At 69.9% G+C, this 22481-nt stretch carries 21 protein-coding genes; 15 read left to right on the forward strand and 6 right to left on the reverse strand.

All coding sequences use genetic code 11. From position 1 onward, the window contains the following. Positions 1-35 precede the first annotated feature (35 nt). From ACWDBB_RS09520 to ACWDBB_RS09530, 3 genes are all read left to right on the forward strand, one after another. Positions 36-716: a hypothetical protein gene (locus tag ACWDBB_RS09520; RefSeq protein ID WP_449789029.1), complete on the forward strand. Its 681-nt coding sequence runs from the start codon at positions 36-38 to the stop codon at positions 714-716. 89 nt (positions 717-805) lie between these two features. Then, the gene (locus tag ACWDBB_RS09525; protein ID WP_449789030.1) at positions 806-1441 is read left to right on the forward strand and encodes a DUF5753 domain-containing protein; all 636 of its coding nucleotides are present in this window, start codon (positions 806-808) and stop codon (positions 1439-1441) included. A gap of 39 nt (positions 1442-1480) precedes the next feature. Continuing rightward, positions 1481-2326: a protein phosphatase 2C domain-containing protein gene (locus tag ACWDBB_RS09530; protein ID WP_449789031.1), complete on the forward strand. Its 846-nt coding sequence runs from the start codon at positions 1481-1483 to the stop codon at positions 2324-2326. Positions 2327-2669: 343 nt separating this feature from the next. On the opposite strand, the gene ACWDBB_RS09535 is transcribed toward ACWDBB_RS09530, so the two are convergent. After that, complete coding sequence (locus ACWDBB_RS09535) at positions 2670-3194, reverse strand: hypothetical protein (RefSeq protein ID WP_449789032.1); 525 nt, start codon at positions 3192-3194, stop codon at positions 2670-2672. A 110-nt stretch (positions 3195-3304) separates the two neighbouring features. Here ACWDBB_RS09535 and ACWDBB_RS09540 point away from each other — a divergent pair, with 110 nt between their 5' ends. Further along, positions 3305-4069 (forward strand): hypothetical protein, encoded by a 765-nt coding sequence (locus ACWDBB_RS09540; RefSeq protein ID WP_449789033.1) that lies wholly within the window; start codon positions 3305-3307, stop codon positions 4067-4069. A 118-nt stretch (positions 4070-4187) separates the two neighbouring features. On the opposite strand, the gene ACWDBB_RS09545 is transcribed toward ACWDBB_RS09540, so the two are convergent. Further along, entirely contained in the window at positions 4188-5117 is a 930-nt protein-coding gene (locus ACWDBB_RS09545) for a hypothetical protein (RefSeq protein WP_449789034.1), read from the reverse strand. Between the two features lie 182 nt (positions 5118-5299). Here ACWDBB_RS09545 and ACWDBB_RS09550 point away from each other — a divergent pair, with 182 nt between their 5' ends. Next, complete coding sequence (locus tag ACWDBB_RS09550; protein ID WP_449789035.1) at positions 5300-8401, forward strand: hypothetical protein; 3102 nt, start codon at positions 5300-5302, stop codon at positions 8399-8401. 165 nt (positions 8402-8566) lie between these two features. Beyond that, positions 8567-8878: a hypothetical protein gene (locus ACWDBB_RS09555; RefSeq protein WP_449789036.1), complete on the forward strand. Its 312-nt coding sequence runs from the start codon at positions 8567-8569 to the stop codon at positions 8876-8878. Between the two features lie 591 nt (positions 8879-9469). Here the strand turns inward: ACWDBB_RS09555 and argS are convergent. Further along, positions 9470-11230: an arginine--tRNA ligase gene (gene argS / locus ACWDBB_RS09560; RefSeq protein ID WP_449789037.1), complete on the reverse strand. Its 1761-nt coding sequence runs from the start codon at positions 11228-11230 to the stop codon at positions 9470-9472. 498 nt (positions 11231-11728) lie between these two features. On the opposite strand from argS, the gene ACWDBB_RS09565 reads away from it, so the two are divergent. Then, positions 11729-12508 carry a phytanoyl-CoA dioxygenase family protein gene (locus tag ACWDBB_RS09565; RefSeq protein WP_449789038.1) on the forward strand — a complete coding sequence of 260 codons (780 nt, stop codon included), beginning with the start codon at positions 11729-11731 and terminating at the stop codon, positions 12506-12508. A 463-nt stretch (positions 12509-12971) separates the two neighbouring features. Further along, positions 12972-13508: a GNAT family N-acetyltransferase gene (locus ACWDBB_RS09570; protein ID WP_449789039.1), complete on the forward strand. Its 537-nt coding sequence runs from the start codon at positions 12972-12974 to the stop codon at positions 13506-13508. A gap of 408 nt (positions 13509-13916) precedes the next feature. Here ACWDBB_RS09570 and ACWDBB_RS09575 read toward each other — a convergent pair whose 3' ends face one another. Continuing rightward, positions 13917-14183 carry a hypothetical protein gene (locus ACWDBB_RS09575; protein WP_449789040.1) on the reverse strand — a complete coding sequence of 89 codons (267 nt, stop codon included), beginning with the start codon at positions 14181-14183 and terminating at the stop codon, positions 13917-13919. Positions 14184-14279: 96 nt separating this feature from the next. Here ACWDBB_RS09575 and ACWDBB_RS09580 point away from each other — a divergent pair, with 96 nt between their 5' ends. From ACWDBB_RS09580 to ACWDBB_RS09595, 4 genes are all read left to right on the forward strand, one after another. After that, positions 14280-14912: a helix-turn-helix transcriptional regulator gene (locus ACWDBB_RS09580; protein ID WP_449789041.1), complete on the forward strand. Its 633-nt coding sequence runs from the start codon at positions 14280-14282 to the stop codon at positions 14910-14912. 128 nt (positions 14913-15040) lie between these two features. Next, complete coding sequence (locus ACWDBB_RS09585) at positions 15041-15340, forward strand: helix-turn-helix domain-containing protein (RefSeq protein ID WP_449789042.1); 300 nt, start codon at positions 15041-15043, stop codon at positions 15338-15340. Then, on the forward strand, positions 15340-16584 hold the full coding sequence (locus tag ACWDBB_RS09590; protein WP_449789088.1) for a tyrosine-type recombinase/integrase: 1245 nt from the start codon (positions 15340-15342) through the stop codon (positions 16582-16584). Before ACWDBB_RS09585 ends, ACWDBB_RS09590 begins: the two co-directional genes overlap by 1 nt. Positions 16585-16726: 142 nt before the next feature. Next, positions 16727-17935 (forward strand): hypothetical protein, encoded by a 1209-nt coding sequence (locus tag ACWDBB_RS09595; protein WP_449789043.1) that lies wholly within the window; start codon positions 16727-16729, stop codon positions 17933-17935. 106 nt (positions 17936-18041) lie between these two features. Here ACWDBB_RS09595 and ACWDBB_RS09600 read toward each other — a convergent pair whose 3' ends face one another. Continuing rightward, positions 18042-18956 carry a hypothetical protein gene (locus ACWDBB_RS09600; RefSeq protein ID WP_449789044.1) on the reverse strand — a complete coding sequence of 305 codons (915 nt, stop codon included), beginning with the start codon at positions 18954-18956 and terminating at the stop codon, positions 18042-18044. Between the two features lie 130 nt (positions 18957-19086). On the opposite strand from ACWDBB_RS09600, the gene ACWDBB_RS09605 reads away from it, so the two are divergent. Further along, a complete protein-coding gene (locus tag ACWDBB_RS09605; protein ID WP_449789045.1) occupies positions 19087-19713 on the forward strand; it encodes a hypothetical protein in 627 nt (208 codons plus the stop codon). A gap of 206 nt (positions 19714-19919) precedes the next feature. Here the strand turns inward: ACWDBB_RS09605 and ACWDBB_RS09610 are convergent, their stop codons facing one another. Continuing rightward, positions 19920-20501 (reverse strand): GNAT family N-acetyltransferase, encoded by a 582-nt coding sequence (locus ACWDBB_RS09610; protein ID WP_449789046.1) that lies wholly within the window; start codon positions 20499-20501, stop codon positions 19920-19922. A gap of 383 nt (positions 20502-20884) precedes the next feature. On the opposite strand from ACWDBB_RS09610, the gene ACWDBB_RS09615 reads away from it, so the two are divergent. Further along, positions 20885-21019, forward strand: a complete 135-nt coding sequence (locus tag ACWDBB_RS09615; protein ID WP_449789047.1) for a hypothetical protein — start codon at positions 20885-20887, stop codon at positions 21017-21019. 257 nt (positions 21020-21276) lie between these two features. Further along, a complete protein-coding gene (cas7g, locus tag ACWDBB_RS09620) occupies positions 21277-22476 on the forward strand; it encodes a type I-G CRISPR-associated RAMP protein Csb1/Cas7g (protein ID WP_449789048.1) in 1200 nt (399 codons plus the stop codon). Positions 22477-22481: the final 5 nt, after the last annotated feature.

Here is a 22481-nt window from a genome sequence, read left to right on the forward strand (position 1 = left end):
AACGGCCGCCGCACCAACGTGACGGAGAAGCGATCGTGGAGAAGTTCGTTCCGAAATTCCAGGGCGCGCCGTGGCCCGACGGCGCCCGCGTCCTGCACGTCTACGCCGTTCCGAACCTGCAGGCCGACCTGCCCCTGGCCCGGCTGGTCAGCGAGTGCCGCGGCGCAATGAGCCCCTACCCGATCACCCTGGTCGGCGACGGCACGCTGCACTGCACCATCGAGATGGTCGCCGACACCACCGCCGACAAGATCACCCCGGAGGAGTGCGACAACCTCGTCGCCGCCCTGCACACGCACCTGGCCTTCACCGGCCCGCTGGAGGTCACGGCCGGCTCTCCGATCGCCAACCGGGTCGGGGCATTCCTGGACCTCTCGCCCGACGAGAGGCTGGTCGACCTGCGCGAGCGGGTACGCGACGCGATCCGCGAGGTCCGCGGGCCCGGCGCGCTGCTCCACGACGGCGGCCGGCACCACATCTCGCTCGGCTACGCCTGGGCCGAGGCGTCCTCCGACGCGCTGCAGACGGCCCTGCGGGGGATCTCGCCCAGCCACGTCCCCGTTCGCTTCGGCGCGCTCCAGCTGCTCGACGTGACGTTCCAGCAGGTCTCGCGTCCGGGTGGCGAGTTGGCCTGGGAGCTGTCCTGGGAGCCGGTCGCGGCCATCCCCCTCGCTGGTGGCCCCGACGACGCTCAGCCGTCGCAGCAAGCTCGCTGACACCCGCGTTCGCTGTTTCCGCCCGGGCACGCACGCGCCGGGCAGGACGACCCGTCCACCGGGCTTCACGTGTCCCCAGGAGGAAACGCATGTCCGACCCCGTCATCCCCACCCGGGACCTCACCGCCGCCGGCCCGGCCGCCGTCGACTGGCCGGGTCTTCTCCGGCAGGGGACCGGGCCGATCCAGGCCGAGTTCCGCCGGCTCGTCGAGCGGACCACGCACTACCACGGCTACAGCCCCGATCTCGTCTGGGGAAATCTGCAGACCCGCGCCTACGCCGAGGAGGTCCTGCGGCTGGTCGTCGACCTGCACGGCATCCCGCGGGACATCGAGGCCGGTGCCGCCGAGCGCGTCGCCCGCGCCCAGTACTTCGGCGCCGCCGGGCGCAGCTTCCACGTCCTGCTCGGTGAGCAGGCGCTGCTCACCGGCATCGGTGGCCCCGAGGTCATGCGCGCTCAGCTCGAACACCTCCTGGAGGCCCTGACGTTGCCCGGCCTCACCCTCGGCATCATCCCGGCCCGCGCCCGGCTGACCGTCTATCCCGGCGACGGATTCGGGATCTTCGACGGCGCCCGCGTCGAGGTCGAGGGCTACCGAGGAGGCGAGACGATCACCAGCGACCGTGTCCAGGTCTTCCACCGCGCCTTCGACCGGCTCCACGAGTCCGCCGTGTACGGCGACGACGCCCGGGCCATCATCACCACGGCCCTGCACACCTCCTGACCTCCGACCGCCGCTTCCACACCCGCGAAGGACGTCCCTATGTCGACCACCTCCACCGTGCCCGTCGTCCGCACGGGCGAGCGCGCCGGACAGGACAACCGCCCCTCCGAGGATCGGATCGTGGTGCTTGACCACGCCCTGGTTGTCCTGGACGGCGTCAGCACCGTCACCGACGAGCAGCCGCGCGGTGGCTGGTACGCCGGCGCCCTCGGCGAGCGGATCGCCAACCTGCTGACCCGCATGCCCCGAGCCGATCTTCGCGAGGTCCTCACCGCCGCCATCGGCGGCCTCGCCCGCGACCATCACCTGATCCCCGGGCGCTCGCCGGCCGCGACCGTCGCCGTCGCCCGCCTCGCAGACCACCAGATCGACGTCGCCGTCCTCGGCGACAGCCCGATCACCGCCATCCAGCGCGACGGCACCCTCCTTCAGCTCCGGGACGACCGTCTCGCGCACCTCGTCGACGCCCAGCCCCAGGCGGCCCTCTATCGGTCCCGGCTCCGCGCCGGCCACGGCTTCGACGAGCAGCACCGCGAAATCCTGCGCGAACTGCGAGACTTCCAGAACACCGAGGTCAACCGCGTCGGCGGGTATTGGATCGCCGAAGCCGACCCCGCCGCCGGCCAGAACGCCTTCGCCGCAACCTGGCCGGCCGAGGGGCTCACCGACCTGCTCCTGGCCACCGACGGCATCACCGAGGCCGTCGACGCCTACCAGCTCCTCACCTGGCCACAGATCGCCGCCCTCTCTCGCACAGCAGGGCCGGACGCCGTCATCGACACCATCCGCGACTTCGAAGCCCAGGACCCGGACGCCCGCCACCACCCCCGGTACAAGCCATCCGACGACGCCGCCCTTGCCCACTGGCTGCTGTCCTGCCCTTGAGGCGGAGCCCGGTCCAGCCGGGGCGGGCCATCACCTCACCCCGCTCACAGTCCGTCGGCGAACCCGACGGACCCGCGGCGGGCACGACCTGAGGTGCCGAACCCGGAAGAAGCGACAGCTGGGCGGGGCCAGGACGGCGACTCCCGAACTGGGTGCCGGCGGGCGAGATCGACGGCACGGCCGTGGCCAGCGTCCGCAGCGAGCGTCAAGATCGCCCGTCGGCGACGTCCGGCCAATTGAAGAAGTACGGCGGCGAATGACCCTCTCTGGGTGAGAATTGGTGTCGCCATCGTCTCTGTGCGCACGTGTCGCGGCGACGGTCCAGATTGCCCGTTTGTGCTGCTCAGGCAGGCGCACTCCCACGCCTGCCAACCCCGACGGCCACTGCCCCAGGGGACAGCCCGTTGCGCAGCAGCGGATGGGCTGTCTCGGGATCTTCCAGCACACCGTGGCCTGCGGCGCCGGGGCGGAGGGCGGGATCGGCCAGGGGGATGCCGAAGTAGGCGATGCCGCCGCCCAACCCGGCCCAGGTCGGATCGACGACGTCGCCGTCGACCGTCGTACACCACGCATGCGGAAGCGGAATGGGAGCCGTGGCGGTCGCGGCGAGCGCCCAGCCCTCCGTGTAGATCAGGGCCGGGTGGGCCAGTTCGGTGCGCTGCGCGTTGCGGTAGCAATATCGCTCCCGCAGCGGGTCGACCCCGGGCGGCAGGACCGCGGAAGTACACCACTGGCCGTGGGCGAGCAGGAGGGCGTACACGGAGCGGTGCACCCAGGCAGTGGTGCCCTCACGGTCGAAGGACTGCTCCAGTTCGGCCTGCTGCTGTATGAAGTCGAAGAGCACCCGTTCGGCGCCGGTGAGCGTCATGGTGGAAGGCTAGAACCTCCGCCTCGCAGCCGGACGCACCGCCGGGCAGCGGCCAGGGATGCGCGGCAGCGCCGGTCCAAGAGCGTGTACCGGCTGCTACGGTGTGGCCGGTGAGTTGGACGATCGTGACCAGCCGCCTCGGGCACGACGGCGCCGGGCACCTCCACGTGGTCATCTGCCACCACGTACCGCAGGTACAGGAGTTCTACCTTCCGCGGCTGTCGCGGGAGACGGCCGAGCGGTACGCACCAGTGCACTGCCCGGTGTGCCTCGCCGCCTGCGGCCTCACCGTGGCGGGACGCTGGGGAAGTCCTGCCACGCTCACCTGCGCATGCGGCCACACCTGGACCCCGGACCTGCCGCGGCTGTCCCCGCGGGCGCTCCTGCGAGAAGTCGTGCGGCTGGCTCTGGGACCGGCCGAACTCACCTACCGGGAGGCCCGGACCGATCCCGAGGCGGCCGTCCCGGCACCACTGCGTGATGCCGTCCGCGAGCCGGTCACGGAGGCCGCCCGCGCCCTCAACCGCAGGGAATGGGCATTCGACGACTACGAGACGGCCGTCGCCCACGATCTCCTCACCAAGACCCGGCGTCAGCACCGACCTGGTACGGAGCCCAGCGACGACGACCGGCTCCGCGACCTCCAGCGTCACCTCGGCACCCTTGCCGTGTACGCCGCCATGACCACCGGCCGTCTCGGCGCGCTGCTCAGCACCTGCAGCACGGCACTGCGCCCTGCCACCGCCATGACGGTGGCCGACATCGAGCCCGGCCCGGACCCGTTCAACCCGCCGGCGTTGCTCGACGCCGAACTCGCCCTCGGCGACCTGCTCACCGTGCTGCACGCCGGTGCCACCGGCGATGTCGATTACTGACCGCCCGGCTCCCCGGCTCCGGTTCTCCCGGCAGCGCCACCGCTTCGAGGCTCGCCCGGGTTCCTGTGAATCTGGCGCGGCCGTGGCCGAGGTCCGGCGCGATCGCCTGCGTCCTTGGTCAGCGCCGACGACGCTTGGCCGAGTCGCGATGGTGATCGACCACGGGGAGAGCCAGCACAGCGTGGAACATCCCGACGGTGGCCCGTGCTCGGACCTCGTCCGGCCCGGCCGGCACCGGGCCGCACAGGAGGATCATGCCCTGCTTCTCCATCAGGGCGAGCCAAGGGTCGGGGAGACGGTCGCCGATGCGATCGGCGTACCAGAGGTCGACGTCGATCAGGCCGGTGTGGTTGGCCTGGCAGATCGCCACCAGGTCGCGGGCGTCGGTGTCGATGAACACCTGCCAGCTGGTGTCGAGGGCCGGCAGGTCCTTCATCACCCACTGCGACCAGCGGCAGCGGTCGCGCAGGTGGCCGACCCCGGCCGTGCCGCTCTTCGGGACCAGGTAGATCAACGGCAACTCTCGGCTGCCGACCGTCAGGCTGCTGATGGCGAGGCCATACTCGGCCGGGCTGTCGAGCGGCCCGGAGAGGTGGGCCGTCGTGCTTCGGCGATACCAGTCAGCGCCGGGGGCGAGCCGTTCGGCCAGCCGGTAGTGCCGCAGCGCGTCGTCGAGGACGAGGGCCAGGTCTTCGTGGCTGAGGTCGTCGACCGCGGTGATGAGAGGGACGGCGGTGTTCTTGGTCCGGAGCTGCCGGACGGCCTCGCGGAGTTGCCGGGTGGCAAGGCTTGTCGCGGAGTCGAGGTACTCGATGGGCCCGGTGGCGGTGGCGATCAGATCGGCCACGAGTAGCCGTTCGCTGCCGAGGACGATCTCCCGCCACTGCAGGACGCACGGCAGACAGTCGGCGAAGAGCGCGGCGAGCAGGTGGGCGCTCGGGGTGTAGTCCGCGTCGCGGGCCACGCCGGGCGGGCGGGGCTGTGTTCCGAGGCGGCGCTCCAGCGGGTGCCGGGCGCCACACGCCGGCAGCTGGTCCTCAACGGGCATGGTCGGTCTTCTCCCGGGTGTTCCGCGGTGGTCGTGATGGTGATGCCGTCGTGTGCCGGGAGCAGGTTAACGACCGGCAGTCGGCTTCACCTGGTTGATCGGGTAAAGGCCCGCCTGCGCTGGCCCCACCGCTCTCAAGATCAGCTCAGCCCATGGGCACCTGACGTCCTACCATCTGTGGAATGAGCGGTGACGAGGAACAGCGCTGGCGCGACGCCAAGTCTCGGGCGCGGGCGTTCAGGGCGCTCGACCGGGACGAGCAGGACGTCCTGGCGCTGCTCTACTACCTGATCGCCACCGAGGATGCCGTCGGCGTCGACCAGGTCCCGCTCCGCGCAGTGCGCTATCGCCTCGGGAACCCGCCGCGCCTTCGCGACAGCCTCGCACGGCTGCTGCCCGGCCCCGAGCACGACGGCACCGCTCAGTCGACCGAGTCCGGCCTGACCGAGCTGAACCGCGCGCGCCTGGCCGACAACACCAGCGACAACGGCCCGTTCCCCGACGGGTTCGCCGGCCCGCCACCGGTGCAGGGGCGGATCTGGAGGCTGTGGCACGCCCTCCAGGCCCGGCACGGCGTCCCGTTGGAGGACACCCTGCCGTCCGACATGGTCACCGAAGCCGCCTACGGCCGCTTCTGGAGCAGCGGCGAGAGCGTCGTCGACCACGCGCTGCACACGCTCACCCGGAAGGTGGACGGGGCCCTACTGCCCCTCGGCGGCACGCCGCTGCTGTCCGTGCCAGTACGCGTGATCGAAGGCATCCACACCGACCGCACCGGCACCGTCAACGCCGTCACCTGGGAGACGGACGAAGAGCGGCGCGAGGTCACCGACACCCCGCTGTCCTACACGATCAAGTTCCACGACCGCTACGAGGAAGCAGTCCTGGCACCCGACTTGGTGGAGCCGCTGCCGGAATGGGACCGGGCGTTCACCGTGATCCACGTCGGCGAACAGCTTCCCGACCAGTGGAGCGCCTGCGTGCTGGTGGCCGCACCGGGCGACGACTCGTGGCAGCAGCAAGCGGTCGGCCTGCTGCGGCAAGGTTGGAGGAACACCGGCCGCTTGGTCGTCCTCCTTCCCAGCCCGCGCGACGGAGCGCTCCTGCAGCCCGGCCATGTGCGATGGGTGGAGACGGCAGCGGCATGGGCAGACGCGATCCTCACCCCGGAGGAACCCTCTACTGACGCCGGCCCGCGGCTCGTCGAGCGCCTGCCAGGGCGAGGCGACTGGCTGCGCGCCGACGCGGCCCGCCACGGCGCACGGCTGTCCCTCACCAGCGCGCCAGGCACCACCGTTCCGGGCTCCGTCTCCTGGGCCCACCGCCACCGGGTGCCGGTGCACACGGACCTCGACGCCGCGGTGGCGCAGGTCCTCGACCGGATCGGCCGGGGCGCTGAGCGCAGCGGCGGCGCACGCCACATGCCGCTGCCGGTCTACCTGTCGCCGGGCTTCTTCGGCTGGCTGACGCAACATGTCGACGAGCGGCCCGTCCTGGCCGGGGCAGAGGTCGAGTGGACCGAGCCCGGTGCTCTCACCGAGGACACAGTCGCCTGGTCGGCCGTGCGGGTGCGGCTCCGGCACCGCGACCACTCCATCACCGAGCACCGGCTGCTCTCCCATCCCGGCCGGCTGAGCCTGGTCATCCACCGGCGGCGCGACCCGTGGACCGAGAGCGAGGTCCTGCTCGTGCCTGCAACGACCAACGGCCACGGCCCGCACACCGCTCTGCTCGACCTGCCCTCCTTCCCCATCCGGCACATCGACGACGGCGGCGCTCCGGTCGGACTCACGGATCGGGCTTGGGCGCTGCTCGCCGAGGAGTTCGGGCTGTACGTCACGCCGCACCTCTTGAACACCCTGCCGTACCGCAGCGACTCTCCGCTCGTCCACACTCGGCACTCCGTCGTCGCGGCGCAGCTGACCGACGAGCAGTTCGCGGCCCTCGCGGCGAGGTTACAGACGGCTCCGGTCGGCGAGCTGGAGATCCACCGCGTCGTGGACCTCCTGGCCGAGCCGGTGTGCGACTGGGGCACCGTCGGCGCTATCACCGCCGCGGTGAACCCTCGTCCGCTTGCCCAGGGCCAGCGCAGTGCCCCGTTCCGGCAGCGGCGGGAGCGCAACACCGCGTGGCGGCAGGCGACCCGCCGTGCCCACCAGGTGGTGACCACCCACCTCCGAGTGCCGTTCGGCAGCTTCGACTACCTCGCGGTCAGGGACACCATCGCGATGGTGCTGTACTGCCTGCACGTCGTCGGGAAGCAGCCGGTCACGGACGTGCCCTGGGAGAAGGTGCCGTGGTACCTGCGCGCCGGCGAGGACGAACTCATCGAGCAGTTGTCCCAGAACTCCCTCTCTGCCGCCGGCCACGACACCAGCCCGGACTACTACGGGCAGGTCGTCCCCGGTGTCGACCACGTCGCCGACCGGTACCGATGGCTGACCAGGACGTGGAACCCGACGGCGCCCCTCGAACCATCCGACGCCGTGGACGACGACCGCGCACTCAGCCGCCCCAACGGGAGCAGCGACCGCCTCCGCTGGGGCGGCCTCCAACGCCACGCCCACGTGAAGCTGCCGGACCCCGCCATCGAACTGTTCCTCCCCGAAGCGTTCGCCGCAGTAGCGATCGAGGTTTCGGCCCGACGCGGCGATCTTTCCCCGCGCCAGCGCGTACGCGTCGCCGCTGGCCCGTACGAGGGACAGCACGGCTACGTCCACCAGCCGCTCTGGCACTACGACGACCGAGAGAAGTCGGTCGCCGCCGACCCGGTCGCCCGCTACGAGGTCGACCTCGACGACACCGCCGCCACGGTGCACCTGGACGCCGGTTGCCTCGCCCCGGGCACGGACGACGTTGTATGGCCGCGCCGCACCCCCGGATCGTTCAAGGAGGCCCCCGCGCCGGCCTCCGACCCCCAGCCCGAGGACGAACGCCCGGCCGCACACGAGCTTGAGGCCCTACTGGCCCGGTGTGCCAACCCCGCGAACATGCCGGACCAGCTCCGCGACACGATCGCAGCGGCCGTCTCCCACTGCCAGTGCGACATCGACCTGCAGGCGTGCTCGCAGCCCTCCCGCGTCACCTGGCGCATCGTCCGGCACGACGTCCAGCTGGAGGCCCAGGCCCAGGTGACCATCTGGACCGTCGAGATCACCAAGCACGCCAACGACCCGGCTCCGGCCACCTACCTTGCCCTCGACGAACAAGGCGTCGGTGCAATCCTGTCCCGCAACACCGGCCTGACGCACCACAGCTGGGCATCACCACACGGCAATGCCTGACCGCCGCCCGCACCAACAGGGCCTGTCTGAGAGATCCAGAATGATCAGGCGGTCGTGCGGCGATCCTGATCCCCCGATCCCAGCTACCCTCGGACCGACGCCGTGATCGGTGTGCCCCACCGGGGTGCAGGTAGGCGCAAGGACGTCGAAGGGGTGGATGGAGCCATGGAATTCGGTCCGGACCCAGTGGCAAAGTGGATCATCCGCGCATGCGGATGGGAGAACCTGGCCACCGTTCAGATGGGGCAGCTGCCCTCTCAACGGCGGATCGTCCAGAAGCCCGACAACTGGTGGATCGGCATCGAGGCCTCCGCCCCCTACAAGCGGGTGAGGATGTGGGCCGGCCGCGTGAACACGGACGGCACGTACGCCGACTGGACCTCGGCTCTTGACGAGCCTGTGGACGCAACCGATGCCCGAGCGCTCGTCAGCGCCGTCACGGAGCTACGCAAGCGCCTGGACAGCACCGCCGCCTGAACCGGCGACCTGGAGGTGGCCCAGCGACTCGAAGGCGAGCCCTGTGGACGCCTTGCCATGAGCAGGTGACCACCGCCATCCATGCCGTGTGCACCTGGTACTGGAGAGCCAGGATGCAGACAGCATCTACCGGCGGGAGCCGGTGGCGAAGCCGCCCCTCGCCAGCGCCCCACAACGACGGCCTGTTGACGTGCCCCACCGCCGGGCAGCTGCGCCCGCCCCCGGCGAGGCGTGGGGCCCGGGGTCCGCATCCTCTTCAAGATCTACCGGCCGAGCCCCCTGCCATTCTGACGGCGGCCAGCTACGGAAGCAGGCCCAGCAGCCCACGCCGCCGCGCCGAGCGGTCACACGCTGGGCCTCCAGGTCGGACTACTCGCCGTCGCTCGGCCAACGGTCTGGGGTGTACGAGTCACGGTCGTAGTCGCTGGGATTAACGCAGTTCGCCCGCCACCAGAGCCTCTCAGACCGGGCGGCTCGAAGTCCTCGTTCGCGAGGTCCTGTTCGCGGAGGCTTCGAGGCCCGCCACCGGCACAGAATCGGCCAGCGCCGCCGCGGGACAGGTGATACCTGCCCCGCGGCGGCTGTCCAGAGCTACAGCCGCTTGGGTGTTCCGATGCCGAGGAGGGCCATGCCCTGGTGGAGGGTTTGGCCGGTGAGCCGGCAGAGCAACAGCCGGGTCTCCATGGCCTCTCGGGTCGGGGCCTTGAGGACGGGGCAGTGCTCGTAGAACGCGGTGTATGCCGCCGCGAGGCTGTGCAGGAAGGCGCAGAGGCGGTGGGGTTCGAAGGTCTCGGCGACGAGGTCGACGGTGGCGCCGAACTCGTCGAGGAGGAGTCCGAGGGCGCGTTCGGCCGGCTCCAGGGCCAGGTCCTGGTGGGCGGTCGGGGTGACGCCTTCGGGGGCCTTGCGCAGGATGGACTGGATACGGGCGTAGGCGTACTGGAGATAGGTACCGGTGTCGCCGTTGAGGGAGACCATCCGGTCGGCGTCGAAGATGTAGTCGCGGGTGCGGGAGGTCGACAGGTCGGCGTACTTGACCGCGCCGATGCCGACCTGCTTGGCCCGGTCTTCGAGCTCCTCGGTAGCGAGCTGGGGGCTCTTCGCGGCGACGACGGTGCGGGCCCGGTCGACGGCTTCGTCGAGGAGGTCCATGAGGCGGACGGTCTCGCCGGAGCGGGTCTTGAAGGGCTTGCCGTCCTTGCCGAGGACGGTGCCGAAGCCGAGGTGCAGGGCGCGGACGTCGTCGGGGAGCCAGCCGGCGCGCCGGGCGGTCTCGAAGATCATCTGGAAGTGGAGGGCCTGGCGGCTGTCGACGACGTAGAGGAGCTGGTTGGCGCCGAGCATGCCGACGCGGTCGCGGATGGCGGCGAGGTCGGTGGTGGCGTAGCCGTAGCCGCCGTCGCTCTTCTGGACGATGAGCGGGCTCGGTTCCCCGTTGGGGCCCTTGATGTCGTCGAAGAAGACGCACAGGGCGCCGTCGGAGCGGACGGCGACACCGGAGGCTTCGAGGTCGGCGCACACGTCGGCGAGCATGTGGTTGTAGTAGCTCTCGCCAATGGCGTCGGCGTCTTCGAGGAGGACGCCGAGGCGGGCGTAGACGGCTTCGAAGTAGACCTTCGACTCGTCGACCATGCCCTGCCAGGAGGCGACGGTCTCGGCGTGGCCAGCCTGCAGCTCGACGACGCGCTGGCGGGCCCGGTCGGCGAAGTCGGCGTCGCTGTCGAACTTCGCCCGCGACGCCTTATACAGGCGGTTCAGCCCGGACATCGACGGGCCGGCATCGTCTGACTCGGCGCCTTCGTCGAGCTCGGTCGGGTGCTCGATGAGGTACTGGATGAGCATGCCGAACTGGGTGCCCCAGTCGCCGAGGTGGTTGCGCCGGATGACCTTCTCGCCGGTGAACTCGAGGGCGCGCACGAGCGCGTCCCCGATGATCGTGGAGCGCAGGTGGCCGACGTGCATCTCCTTGGCGATGTTCGGCTGGCTGTAGTCGATCACGGTGACGCCGGGCTCGGCATTGCTGCCCACGCCGAGTCGGGCGTCGGCTGCGCGGGCGGCCAGCCGTTCGAGGATGGCGGCGTCGGTGACGGTGACGTTGATGAAGCCGGGCCCGGAGACCTCCAGGTACGCGATCACCTGGTCAGAGCCGAGGTTCTCGAGCACGCGCGCGGCGACCTCGCGAGGGTTGGTCTGCAGCGGCTTGGCCAGGCTCATGATGCCGTTGGCCTGGAAGTCGGCGCGGTCGCTTCGTCGCAGCTGGGGGTCGCTGTCCGCGGCGTCGGGAAACGCGGTGGAGATCGCCTGTGCGAAGCGCTCGCGCAGCGCGTCGGCGATGGAGAGGACCGTGGCCATAGGACGAAGGGTCGCTTCCGTGCGTTGGGACCGCGTGTCGTCAGCTGCATGGCAGCGCTTGCGCGGTGAAGTTGCCTCCGAGCATCCCACGTTGGCGCCGACCCGAGCACTGATTTTCCCTCGGCGCGATTCGTCCATCGGGCTGTAGGTTACTGAACCTCACCATGCGGGGTCGCCTGGTGGTAGCACAGCGACCAGCCCAGCCCGTCCGCGCGCCGACGCCAGATTGAACTTCGGCGTGCACACCGACCAGATCTGACTGTCTGGCACGTCAAGTGCACGATTCCTGGGGCAAGCAGGCTCCCGGCCATCTCCGACGCGGTGTAGGGATCGGAGCTGGATCCCGGGAGATCCGGAAGAGCTGCGAGCATCTCCTCGCGCCCCCACCGCTTGACTGCCTGCCCCGCGCCTGCTGGCCGACGCCCGAGGAATCCCCGCCGCGACCGCAACTGAAAAACCCCGTTGCCCTGCCTGGCATACGCCCGCTTCCATGGCCTGATGGAGACGACAACTCCCCCTGCCCTGAGCGACTTTCGTCGCGACGGCTACTGCGTGGTCCCCGACGTCCTCACCGCGGGGCAAGTCAGCAGCTGGCGCTCGGTGCTCCGCCGGCGCCTTTCGGCCCAGCCGCCGGAGCCTGACCGCACCGGCCCGTACTTCCTGTGGCCCGCGCTTGCCACCGACGCCGAGCTGCGTGCCCTCTACGAGGACAGCGACGTCGCCGACACCATCCGCCCGTTTCTGCGCCCCGGGCTGGGCTTCCCGACACCCGACGTCGCGCAGCTGGCATTCACCCTGCCACCGCACCCGCACCACCCCGGTGCCCCGCACATCGACGGCCTCACCCCCACCGAGGACGACGGCCGCCCCGGCACCTTCACCGTCCTGGCCGGCCTGCTGCTGACCGACCAGAGTCTGCGCGACCGCGGCAACCTGTGGGTCTGGCCGGGTACCCATCTGCGCACCGGTGCTTGGCTCCGCGAGCATGGGGCGGACGCGCTACGGGGCGCCGTCCCCTATCCGCCCGTCGACCTGCCCGAGCCGCTCCAGGTCACCGGACCCGTCGGCAGTCTGGTCCTTGTGCACTACCTCCTCGCGCACAACATCGGCGGGCACTTCGGCACCGCCTCCGACGAACGGCGGGAGACCGTGTACTTCCGGCTCCGCGCCGACGGCCACCGCGAGCGCTGGCGCGAGGCGGTCGCCGACCCGCTGCTGGAGTTCACCGCGCCATCCCTTGATCCCGGCGCCGGCGGCGTCATGGACGGCGGGCGGTGATCTCTTCCGTGCGGATGGCCTCCTCGAACACGCCCGTCGGTTCGAAGGACGGCAGGGCCTCGCGTATGTCGCTCACTAACACCTTCGCGTCCTGGCCGAGTTGGTGCGGGCTGCTGTAGCTGCAGGAGGTGCATGCTGGCCAGTTCTTCCACCGAGCGGGCCAGCGCGTCCTGGTGCCGCTCGGCCGGGTGTGTGTAGGCCGCGACCGACGCAGCGCTCGTCGCCGAGGTGGCGCACCCGGATCTCGGCGATCCCTTCCAGCCTTGGGGGGATCGAGGTCGCTGGGTGCGCTGCCGGAGACCAGGCGCTCGCTTACCAGCCGGCCTTTGCCGCTGGCTCGTCAACGTGGCCTCCGGCGAAGCTTTCGCCCCCCAGGGGGGCTCCCTTCACCACCGACGGGCCGATGGCTGCGGGTCGCGAGAAGCTGGTTGTAGGCACCACGCCGTAGCGCGCTCCTCTTGCCATGGATTCTCCGCCCGAGGTGATCTCGCTCGGCGACCTGACCCTGCGGGCCTTCGATCGCGACGCGGACCTACCCGAGTTGTTCAAGGTCATCAGCGAGTCGCGGGAGCACCTCCGGCCGTGGATGCCGTGGGCCGCAGATCACGGCATCGACGCCACACGCGACTTCCTGCGTCGCCGTGCCGAGCGGTGGACCAAGCGCGAAGCGTTCACCTACGCGATCGTGGTCGACGGGATGATCGTGGGAGCGTGTCAGCTGTTCCGTCGCAGCCCGTCAGAGCGGACCTTAGAAATCGGGTACTGGCTCCACCCCGACACCACCGGGCGCGGGCTGGCGACCCGGGCCACCCAGGCCCTGGTCCGCGAGGCGTTCCTCCTCCCGGTTGTCGACTGTGTCGAGATCGTCCACGACCTGGCCAACCGGACCAGCGGCGCCGTACCGGCCCGGCTCGGTTTCACCGAAGGCCCGCGCCGACCCGCCGAGCGCGTTGCTCCCGGCGAAACCGGTGTGGACCAGGTCTGGAGATTGTCCCGATAGCAGGCCAAGGCATAGGGAAGTGATTCCCCGTGGGCACCGCCGTCCACCCGGCCGACCGCCGAAGCCACGGGGAACGCGGCCCAGTCGGTCGATCCGGAGCGGAGCCGGCGCCTTCGGGCGGCGAGCAGCACACCCTAAGCGCGCAAGTGATCGATGCTCTCGTCGCCGGGGCCCAAGTTGGCGGCGAGGACTGCCCTCAGCCGCACGCCCGCGGGCTCCTCGGCAACCCGATTTGACGACCAGGCTCGGCTTCACCGAGCCGTGTCGGCGTGCCAAGCGGGCTCGCACATACCAGGGCCGGCGTGGGAAGCGGTTGCCGCCCGGCGGCAAGCCAAGATGCCCTCGCATCCCACTGGAAGCCGCCCCAGGTGGCCCGTGAGGCTTCCACTGTGCGGCGGCCGGCCGTTTTCAGGCGGCATGCACTCGACCACCAGCCGCTCCGTCGGAGATCACGAGACCGAGCTTGAGCGCCACCGGGGCGCTGGCCACCCGGTACACACGGCCATCACGCTCAACGGGGACTGGGTAGTCGCCTCGTCGCGCCAGTTCGTAGCCGCGGCTGTGGCCGAGACACAACGCCCGGTTCGCGGTTGCGAGGCTGATCACGGTCGGAAGTTCAAACAACTCGGCGATGGTCATGCGAGGACGGATCCGGTCGCCGAAGCGCTGCGCCATGAGTAGCTCCAATGAAGGCAGGAGAGCGTTCCCTTTCGGAGAACACCTTGCCATATGTTCCACTTCGGAGCGAGATCCATGGAGTACTGTTCTCATATGGATCAGAAAGAATGGGCTGCCGCCGTGAACGCAGCCATCGCCGACGAGGTCAAGCGGCGGCGCTCCGAGTTGGGGATGTCCGCCGAGGCGCTGGCCGCGCGCTGCGCGGAACTGGGCTATCCGCTGAGCAGGCAGGTGATCGCCAAGCTTGAGTCCGGAAGCCGCAACGGCCCCACGCCAGCCGAACTCCTCGTACTGGCAAGGGCGTTGCAGATGCCCGCAGTCGCACTCGTCCTGCCTCTGCGGCAAGGTCCGACCACCCGGCCGACGCCCTTGCTCGAATCCTCACCCTGGGAGGCCGTCGCGTGGTTCACGGGCGAGGACCGCGACGCCACCGCAAACGCTCCGGCCGGATCCCCCCAGGGCGCGCTCGACGCGTTCCGACGCCATGACCGGCTCCTCCGCACGGCGCTGATCTCCACCAGGATGGCCGACGAACGCCGCAGGGACGCCCAGCTGGCGGCCCCAGAGGACTACGAGCGGTCCAGCGCCGCCGCCACGCAACTGGAGCAGGTGGCCCAGAGGGACCGCAGTGACCTCCTTGCCGCCCGCCGGGCACTCCGCGAGCAGGGGCTCTTCCCCCCTCCCCTGCCCGACGATCTCACCCACGTCGACCCCGAGCCGGCCTAACCAGCGGCGCTCACTGCCGGGCCGACCGCCCGTTCTTCACGGCCTCCGAGACGGCATCCGCCTGCCAGCTTCCGTCCGTCCCGGAGACCCGACCTTCCAGCCATCGACCGGAGAAGGCCGACACCATAATGCCGCACGCCTCCACACTGACCGCCCGGCCCACCACGCACACGGTCCGCGCCACCCGCACACCCACGACCGCCTCCCTGTGCATCTGCGCGGACGCGGGCACGCCCAGCCTCCTTTACACCCCGACGGAGGCCGCGAAGGTTCTCAAGGTCAGCACCCAGACGCTCCGCCGCTGGCGCACCCAGCAGCCGCCCGAGGGGCCCGCCTACATACGCATCGGTGCCCGCATCTCCTACCGCCACCAGGACCTGGCCGACTACCTGGCCAGCCGCCGCGTCGTGCCGGGGGCTGCCGCGTGATGGGCGCGCCCGAGCGCATCGACGCTCCGATCGGCGTCAAGATCTCCACCGACATCGAGTACCGGCCGGACCGTCCGACGCCCTACCGCGCACGCGTGCGCTGGGTGGACCCGTCCGACCCGACCAGGCGCCCCTCGCGCTCCGCCACGTTCTCCACCGAGGTGGAGGCCCAGGAGTGGCTCGACCGCATCGCCAAGGCATCCGGCCGCGGCGTCAGCGTCGCACTGGCCACCACCGAGCTCGGCAACTACGGCGACTCCGTCATGGACCTCGCCATGCGAGGCCTGGAGCTCAAGACCCACGACCCCTACCTGGCCGGCTGGCGCCTTCGGGTGAAGCCCACCGTCGGCCACCTGCAGATCGCCGGCATCACGGCCGGCATCGCCGACCGGGCCCTCAACTCCTGGATCACCGACGGCGCCAGTATCTCCACCCTGAAGAACACCATCGCGGTGTGGGTGCGGGTCATGGAGCAGGCGATCCGCGACGGCATCATCGAGATCAATCCCGCTCGCCTCCACGGCTGGCAGAAGCTGATCAAGAGGGCCGAGGATGAGGAGTTCGAACCGCGCGGCCTGGCCCTGCGCGACTGGGACATGCTCGACCGCCTCGCCGAGGCTCTCGTCGAGGCCTCCTTCGGCAAGTTCGAAGGCTGGGGCGACATCGTCCGCTTCGCCGGCGGCACCGGCGCCCGCATCGGCGAGGTCTCCGGCGTCCGCGCAGGCGACATCGACACCGACAACTGGATCTGGAGGGTCTGCCGACAGACCACACCAGGCCCCGGTGGCCTCATCGACAAGGGCACCAAAGGCAAACGCGCCCGCCTCGCCCCCATCATCCCCGAGCTTCGCCCGAACATCGCCTGGCGCATATCCCGCGTCGGCGGCCGGCCCGATGCCCGGCTGTTCACCGGCCCGCGCGGTGGCCGGGTCACCACCGCGATCCTGCGCGACGCCACCCACTGGGACGACGTCGTCGTCGCGCTCGGCTACGAGTATCTGCGCCGACACGACCTGCGCCACACCGCCCTGACCTGGTTCGCTGACGCCGGCGTCCCGCCCCACGTCCTCATGCGCATCGCCGGTCACGGCCAGCTCACCACCACCCAGCGCTACCTCCACCCCGACCTGCGCTCCATCGAGCGAGCCGGAGCCCAGCTGATGACGTACATCAATGCCACCCGCGGCTTGCCCGGCCCCAAGGTCGAGGTCGAGCAGATCCGCCGGCTCGCCCTGGCCTCCTGAAACACGCCGCTGAGTGAGCTTTGGTGGTCGTCTCCGTTCGCCGTCTACTCGGAGACGACCACCATGCGTCACAGGTCTTCGACATTGGGGCGCCCAGAGCACCGTCCGACAGGCTGTTGGCGCCATTCGCTAACCTGCAAGCATGCCCCTCAGCCCGCGCAGCTACCGCCTGGACCTTGGCAGAGTCCTCGACGCCGACGTGCCTCTCGGCCCCTTGGAGAACATGCCGCTGGTCTGCTTCACGGCCTCTTCCAGGAGCGGGAAGCTCCACGGGGAGGAGAACTGCGGCTCGCTCCGTTCCTCCCGCGCCGTCGAAGCGGTGACGTTGAGACTGGGTGAGGCGGTAGGGCGGTTGTGCGGCACATGTTCTTGGCAGATGCCGTCCGATACTCCGCTCGTCGCGTTCGCCAACTCGGTCCGAGCGGTGCTGCAGGCGACCTCGTACACCGGCCAGGCCCCTTCGCCTGACGTGGACTTCACCCCCTCCGACGAAGCTGACGCCGCTGCCGCACTCGCTCAGGGCGACTACCCCCCGAAGGACGAGCACGACCAGGCGGAGTCAGACCGGTACGAGCATGCTCGATTCATCCGTGAGCGTCACTACGGGCACTGGCGCCACCTCCACAGTTCCATGCTGGAGAGCAACTCCGCCGTGGCGGCCCATCCTTGGCTCGCAGCATGGGCGAAGCCGATCCAGGACGCGCTCGCAACCGTGATCGAGTCCGAGCGGCGCGCCTTCGCCGCGCTGTTGCGCCCCGACGCCTTGCTCGATTCCGCAGCCGTTCCCCAACTTGAGGCACCATCCGGTCTTGCTTCGGAGGAAGGCTTCATAGGTCTGGGAGCTCAGGCCGTGCTGGCGCTACGCAGGGCCTGGTCAGGCTGGGCCGACGCCGCCGCCCGCTCGTGGCTGGCGCTTGAGGGCGACCGCTCCTCCGCGTCGCTGGTCTTGCACGAAGCCTTCGGCCGGCGCCGCAAGGGCCGCGACGAGGCATACGCGGCGCTCGACGAGCTGGTCAGGTCCTGGTGCGCGGAGGCCCGCTCGGTGGTCGCCACGTACAAGGCGGCGCCCCGCCGGCTGGTCGCCGTATCGGTTCCGCCCACATCGTTCGACAGCTACCACGGCCACAGCCGGGATCCGCTATGCCAGTGGGAAGCGGGGGTCATCGCCACGTACCAGGTAGCCGCGAACTGGCCAGCCGGGACGGTGGCTCTGCTCGTCCCGCAACTGATCGCTGAGCGGCTCGCTTCCGACACTGATATCGCCATGTCCGTCACGTCGCTGGACACCGAGGAGACGGGGCTACCGCTCGACACTCTGCTCGTACAGCAGGGCCATCCGACAGATCGTTAAGTAGTGGCGGACACCCAACCGAGATCGGCGCACAGGCGGCAATGAACGGCAGGCCTCCGGCCAGCAGGTGGCCGGAGGCCGCCTGCCGTGTTCTTCGGGCCCGGTCCTACTCCGGCTCGCCAAGCTGGCGCCCAGAGGCACCACCGCGACGCCGTTCTTCCGCCAGCCGCACAAGCTCCTCCAGACGCTCCTGGGTCATGTCCTCATTCCACACTGGCAGGTTCACGGTCGAGAGCCACGGTCCGACCGTGCGGGAGCCGCCGCCGAGGTGGGCATACGCGCGGACTTGGGTTGGCACGCGCAGCGTCTGCACCATGATCTCCTTAATGCTGCCCCCTACTGTAGGGATGTCAGCCAGCCACACGCTGTTCGCCTGGGGAAGCAGCCTGCTCGGCGGACACACGACGGGGTTACCCGCCACGAACTGGTAGGAGGCTGGCGCGTCCCAGTCGATGTCCAGGTCGATGCCTACGGCATCGACGTCGAAGGGCAGGGCGCCGGCATTGGTCACCCGCACGCCGAGAAACCGTCCGAGCTCCGGCCGATTCAGGAACCTAGTTCCCGCCAGCGCCTCGACCGGCACCTGGGTCATGCCCCGCTCATCGAGCAGAATCCCAAGGAGGTCGATGCCGGCCACCGGCGTCGTGAGCGCGGCGACGATCTGCTGTACCTGATCGTCGGTCAATACGAGGGTGTGGCGCTCACCCAACTGGGCGATCTGGGCCTTCTTCCAGGCGAGTAGCTCCTCGATTGTGTACGCGTCGGGGTGGTCGTCGACCTGCTTGTGGTGGGGGAAGCACAGGAGCAGGAGGTTCTCCTCGCCGTTGACGTCGTCGTACCCGGGAACGTGACGAGGTCCGCCGGCGTTCTCGGCCCGGATATGGGCGATCTGGGAGTTGAGACTGAGGCGACCGCGGTGCTCCGTGACAAGCGGCTGTCGGCAGGTCGTCTCGTAGGCGCAGTACTGCGCCCGGCCGTAGAGAAGCTTGCACAGTTTAGGGCCGGGCTTGAAGGTGCTCATATCGACGAGCGTAGGCGAGCCCCGGCAGCACCGTCACTAAACGCCCATCGACTTGCAGCCCCGATGAAACCCGTTGTGCCAGCGGTGAGTTCGGCGCGGGATTGTCAGTGGGGACGCCGAGAATCTGCGGGTGGCCATCGAACCAGCGGAAGCTGGCGAGTCCGAGATGCTCGCCGCCGCCCTGCACACGTATCTGTCCCAGACAGGCTTCGCCTTCACCGACCTGACCGGTGCGCAGGCAACCCGGCTAATCACCCTTGCGGTGACGGAGTGGGCGGTGTCCTCTGGCTGGAGACCAATGTGGGAGGCCCCGATGCGCTACATCGACCCGCCTCGCCAGCGCACTGGAGGCTGCCGCACCTACTGGTATCCTCCCTGGTCGGCCTATCTGGACCTGCGCTTCCTCCGCGACGACGGCCCTCCGATTGCCGTGGAGATCGATCGTACGGACGACAGCACCGCGGTGGACAAGCTCCGCGACGAAGCCCTTCGTGGACACCCCGCGTTATGGATCCGCTGGCACGGAGCAGTTCGCGCTGAACTCCCGGTCGGCGTCGCCCGTCTGCGCCTGCCAACACGATCCAACCGGCCACCCGCAAGGTATTCACTGGCGCCGATTGGCGCAGAGCCGGCCGTCACGTTCGGCGGCCCCGTCACTTTGGATGCCCAGGCAGATGCCCACCAGCGGGACCAACAGCGCATCATTGAGGAGAAGCGTGTCGCTGCCCTTCCTCGTCCGCGAGGTCCGATCCGGTAGCAGGGGTTCGGCAGGCTCCTCGGCTGCCGACCCACACCGCGGCCTTCGGCGTGCCCCAGGCATCGTCCCGTCGCTGAACTGAACGGACGCCCGGAACGTTCACAACGGCCCGCTCCACATGTCCAGGCCGCCAGCCGGCACCCGACGTCCTGCGACTCCGGGCGACGGTCGGGGCCGCAGGACGCAGTGCACCGCGCCTGTCTGCGTCACCAGAGCTTGTCGATCTCCCCTGGATACAGCTCGATGCGGGTGTCATGGAATGATGCCTGGACGTCCTGGCATCTGAGCGAGAAGAAACAGGCCATGGTGACCTTGTCGAAGCCGGGCTGGTCGCTGGGGAAGGGGGCCTGCGGTGTTCCCCCGATCAGCACTGCGCCGGGAATCACGTGCCAGCCCGCACTCTCGTAGAACGCCTGGAGTGGGCGGTCGCAGGTGAACAACCCCAGATCCAGTCTCCGGGCGGCCATCACCTCCCTTGCCGCCGCCACCAGGCGTCGACCGTACCCGTGACCACGCGCCTTCCGTCGCGTCACCACCGTGCTCAGCCCACCAGCGGCATAGCGCCCGCCCGCATGGGCGATCTCCTTGGACAGGATGTCCAGCGCGGCCAGCACTGTCCCTCCGTCCACGAGCAGCATCGACGACGGGTTCAACGAAGGATCATGGACCGGTGCGCCGGCAGCGACCACCGAGTCACCCTCGGACGGCCACGCCTGCTCCTGGATCTCCCGCACCTGTACGCGCAAGTCGAACGGGGTAGCCTCTTCGGGGAACGACAAGATCTGCACGCGCTGATTCTGGTCACCCAGCACGAGAACGCAAGCGGTTTCCACCACCGCTGGGGTGTGTCTCGCGGATCTCCGCCAGGTCCGCGGAGATCCACAAGACACGCCTAGCCCTTCAGCCCGACGAACGGCGGAACTGTGCGGGCTGCTTGAGCCACAGGCTCCGCCGCGTGCACCGTTCATGGCCGCTGACGGGGCCGCGCGGCTCGGTGTGAGCAGGGTGCCGGGCGGCAACCGGGGGTGCATCTACAGTGCAGGCTGCCTGCGATCGGGTCTTCGCGCTCTCGGGCCCGGCGCGCCGTGATCGTCCTGCGGGCGGCCCGACACCGTCGAACCTGGTCTCGGCGGCACCGGCCCGTGAACGGGGACGGACAATCGGGGGTCCGATGACCGGTTTTCACGTCAAGCCAGCGGGCATGATCCTCTCCTCCGCCGGGTTCACCGACCTGCACAACACGGCTGCTCAGCTCTACCGCAGCCTCGTCTTTTCTCGATGGACGACGTCAGGGAATGGCCGGTGACGGCGGTGCCGGCAAGAGCTCGCCGCCACGTACGATCCTGCGGCGCAGAAAGGTCGTCGACGCGATGACGCATGTCATCTCGCCAACTCGACATCTTGGGTGATCACTGCCATCTGCCACCAAGATTCGGCGCATTATAGTCCAACTTCCACCCCATGAAAAACTTCTGACGATTCGTCACTCCAAAGAGTGACGACTGTCGGTGGGGGCTGCTTCGATGCGGACTGTCCGAGAGGTTAGTACCCGAGGAGGGTTCCATGAAGGCGCTGTACGAGCGGTTGGCTGAGGCGGCGAGCGGGCTGTCGGCGGACGGTGCAATCCGGGTTGTGGCCCAGTACGAGCCGGTGGCCGGTGTGGGGGCGCCGGTGGCGCCGCCGACCGTGAAGGTCAAGCAGAAGGAGGGCGACGGGCCGGGTCAGCTGTTCGAGGACCGGTGGGTTGGTGGGGAGGCTGTCAAGGTGGTGCTGCTGGACCAGCGGCAGTCGCAGGCGAACCGCTGTGAGACGGCCCTGTTGGAGGCCGTCGATCAGGGTGATGCGGTGGTGCCGCATCTGGCACTGCACGTGACCGCGGAAGGCCGGGCGCTTCGGATGACGAACCTGGACGCCCCGCACCGCTCCCGTGATGCCTACTTCCGGGACGCGGTGGACGAGGCCGGTGTGAAGTTCGACGAGACGGACACCGGGCAGGCACTGCGTGAGACAGGCACGGGGGACGTGCGGGCCTTCCTGGAGTCGGCGCCGTCGGACCTGGTGTTCGGCATCTGGGACTCGCACCGCAAGCGCCGGGTGCAGCTGAAGGTGCCGCGTACCTACACCTCGGAGATGGTGGGTCTGGATCCGCTGTCCGGGAAGCGGGCGGCGGGGCGCTTCGACAAGTGGAACTTCCCCGGAGACAACGTGGAGCTGACCGCCGACGGGTGGAAGCCGGTCGACGGCACGGGCAAGAAGGGCGGCAAGGGGAAGGCGCTCAAGGTGTCGGCGGTCGGGCACGGCATGATCCCGCCGGTCGAGGGCATGGGCGGGGTGACGGTCCGGGCGATCGAGCGGAACGCGACGCTGGCCTTGGCGGGCCTGAGGGCTCTGCGCTTCGGTGACGCGCCGAAGGAGTACGTGCGGGCGGCGAGGGCCCTGCTGGCGGCGCTGGCGCTGCTGGGGGACCGGCTGGCGTTCGCGGCGCCGGCGGTGCGGCTGCGGTCGGGCTGCGACCTGCTGCTGGTGTCGGAGCGGATCGAGTGGGTCGGCCGCGGGCGTGAGGGCGTGGCGGTGACGGAGCCGCTGGAGCTGGACACGGCGGCGCAGGCGCTGGAGCTGTTCGAGTTCGCGCGCTCGCGGGCCGAGGAGGCGGGCCTCAAGTGGTCGAAGGAGCCGGTGCGGCTGCGCCCGAACGCTCAGGTGCAGCAGGCGATCGAGCGCTCGTTCCGCCTGGAGGGCATCGGCGAGGCGGAAGGCGAGTAGAGCGT

Source organism: Kitasatospora sp. NPDC001095, assembly GCF_053598615.1.

Coding starts and splice junctions, on each gene's coding strand:
- ACWDBB_RS09525 (WP_449789030.1), top strand. CDS start 806: ATGTCCGACCCCGTCATCCCCACCCGGGACCTCACCGCCGCCGGCCCG.
- ACWDBB_RS09530 (WP_449789031.1), top strand. CDS start 1,481: ATGTCGACCACCTCCACCGTGCCCGTCGTCCGCACGGGCGAGCGCGCC.
- ACWDBB_RS09535 (WP_449789032.1), bottom strand. CDS start 3,194: ATGACGCTCACCGGCGCCGAACGGGTGCTCTTCGACTTCATACAGCAG.
- ACWDBB_RS09545 (WP_449789034.1), bottom strand. CDS start 5,117: ATGCCCGTTGAGGACCAGCTGCCGGCGTGTGGCGCCCGGCACCCGCTG.
- ACWDBB_RS09550 (WP_449789035.1), top strand. CDS start 5,300: ATGAGCGGTGACGAGGAACAGCGCTGGCGCGACGCCAAGTCTCGGGCG.
- ACWDBB_RS09555 (WP_449789036.1), top strand. CDS start 8,567: ATGGAATTCGGTCCGGACCCAGTGGCAAAGTGGATCATCCGCGCATGC.
- argS (WP_449789037.1), bottom strand. CDS start 11,230: ATGGCCACGGTCCTCTCCATCGCCGACGCGCTGCGCGAGCGCTTCGCA.
- ACWDBB_RS09565 (WP_449789038.1), top strand. CDS start 11,729: ATGGAGACGACAACTCCCCCTGCCCTGAGCGACTTTCGTCGCGACGGC.
- ACWDBB_RS09570 (WP_449789039.1), top strand. CDS start 12,972: ATGGATTCTCCGCCCGAGGTGATCTCGCTCGGCGACCTGACCCTGCGG.
- ACWDBB_RS09575 (WP_449789040.1), bottom strand. CDS start 14,183: ATGGCGCAGCGCTTCGGCGACCGGATCCGTCCTCGCATGACCATCGCC.
- ACWDBB_RS09580 (WP_449789041.1), top strand. CDS start 14,280: ATGGATCAGAAAGAATGGGCTGCCGCCGTGAACGCAGCCATCGCCGAC.
- ACWDBB_RS09585 (WP_449789042.1), top strand. CDS start 15,041: ATGCCGCACGCCTCCACACTGACCGCCCGGCCCACCACGCACACGGTC.
- ACWDBB_RS09590 (WP_449789088.1), top strand. CDS start 15,340: ATGGGCGCGCCCGAGCGCATCGACGCTCCGATCGGCGTCAAGATCTCC.
- ACWDBB_RS09595 (WP_449789043.1), top strand. CDS start 16,727: ATGCCCCTCAGCCCGCGCAGCTACCGCCTGGACCTTGGCAGAGTCCTC.
- ACWDBB_RS09600 (WP_449789044.1), bottom strand. CDS start 18,956: ATGAGCACCTTCAAGCCCGGCCCTAAACTGTGCAAGCTTCTCTACGGC.
- ACWDBB_RS09615 (WP_449789047.1), top strand. CDS start 20,885: ATGACCGGTTTTCACGTCAAGCCAGCGGGCATGATCCTCTCCTCCGCC.
- cas7g (WP_449789048.1), top strand. CDS start 21,277: ATGAAGGCGCTGTACGAGCGGTTGGCTGAGGCGGCGAGCGGGCTGTCG.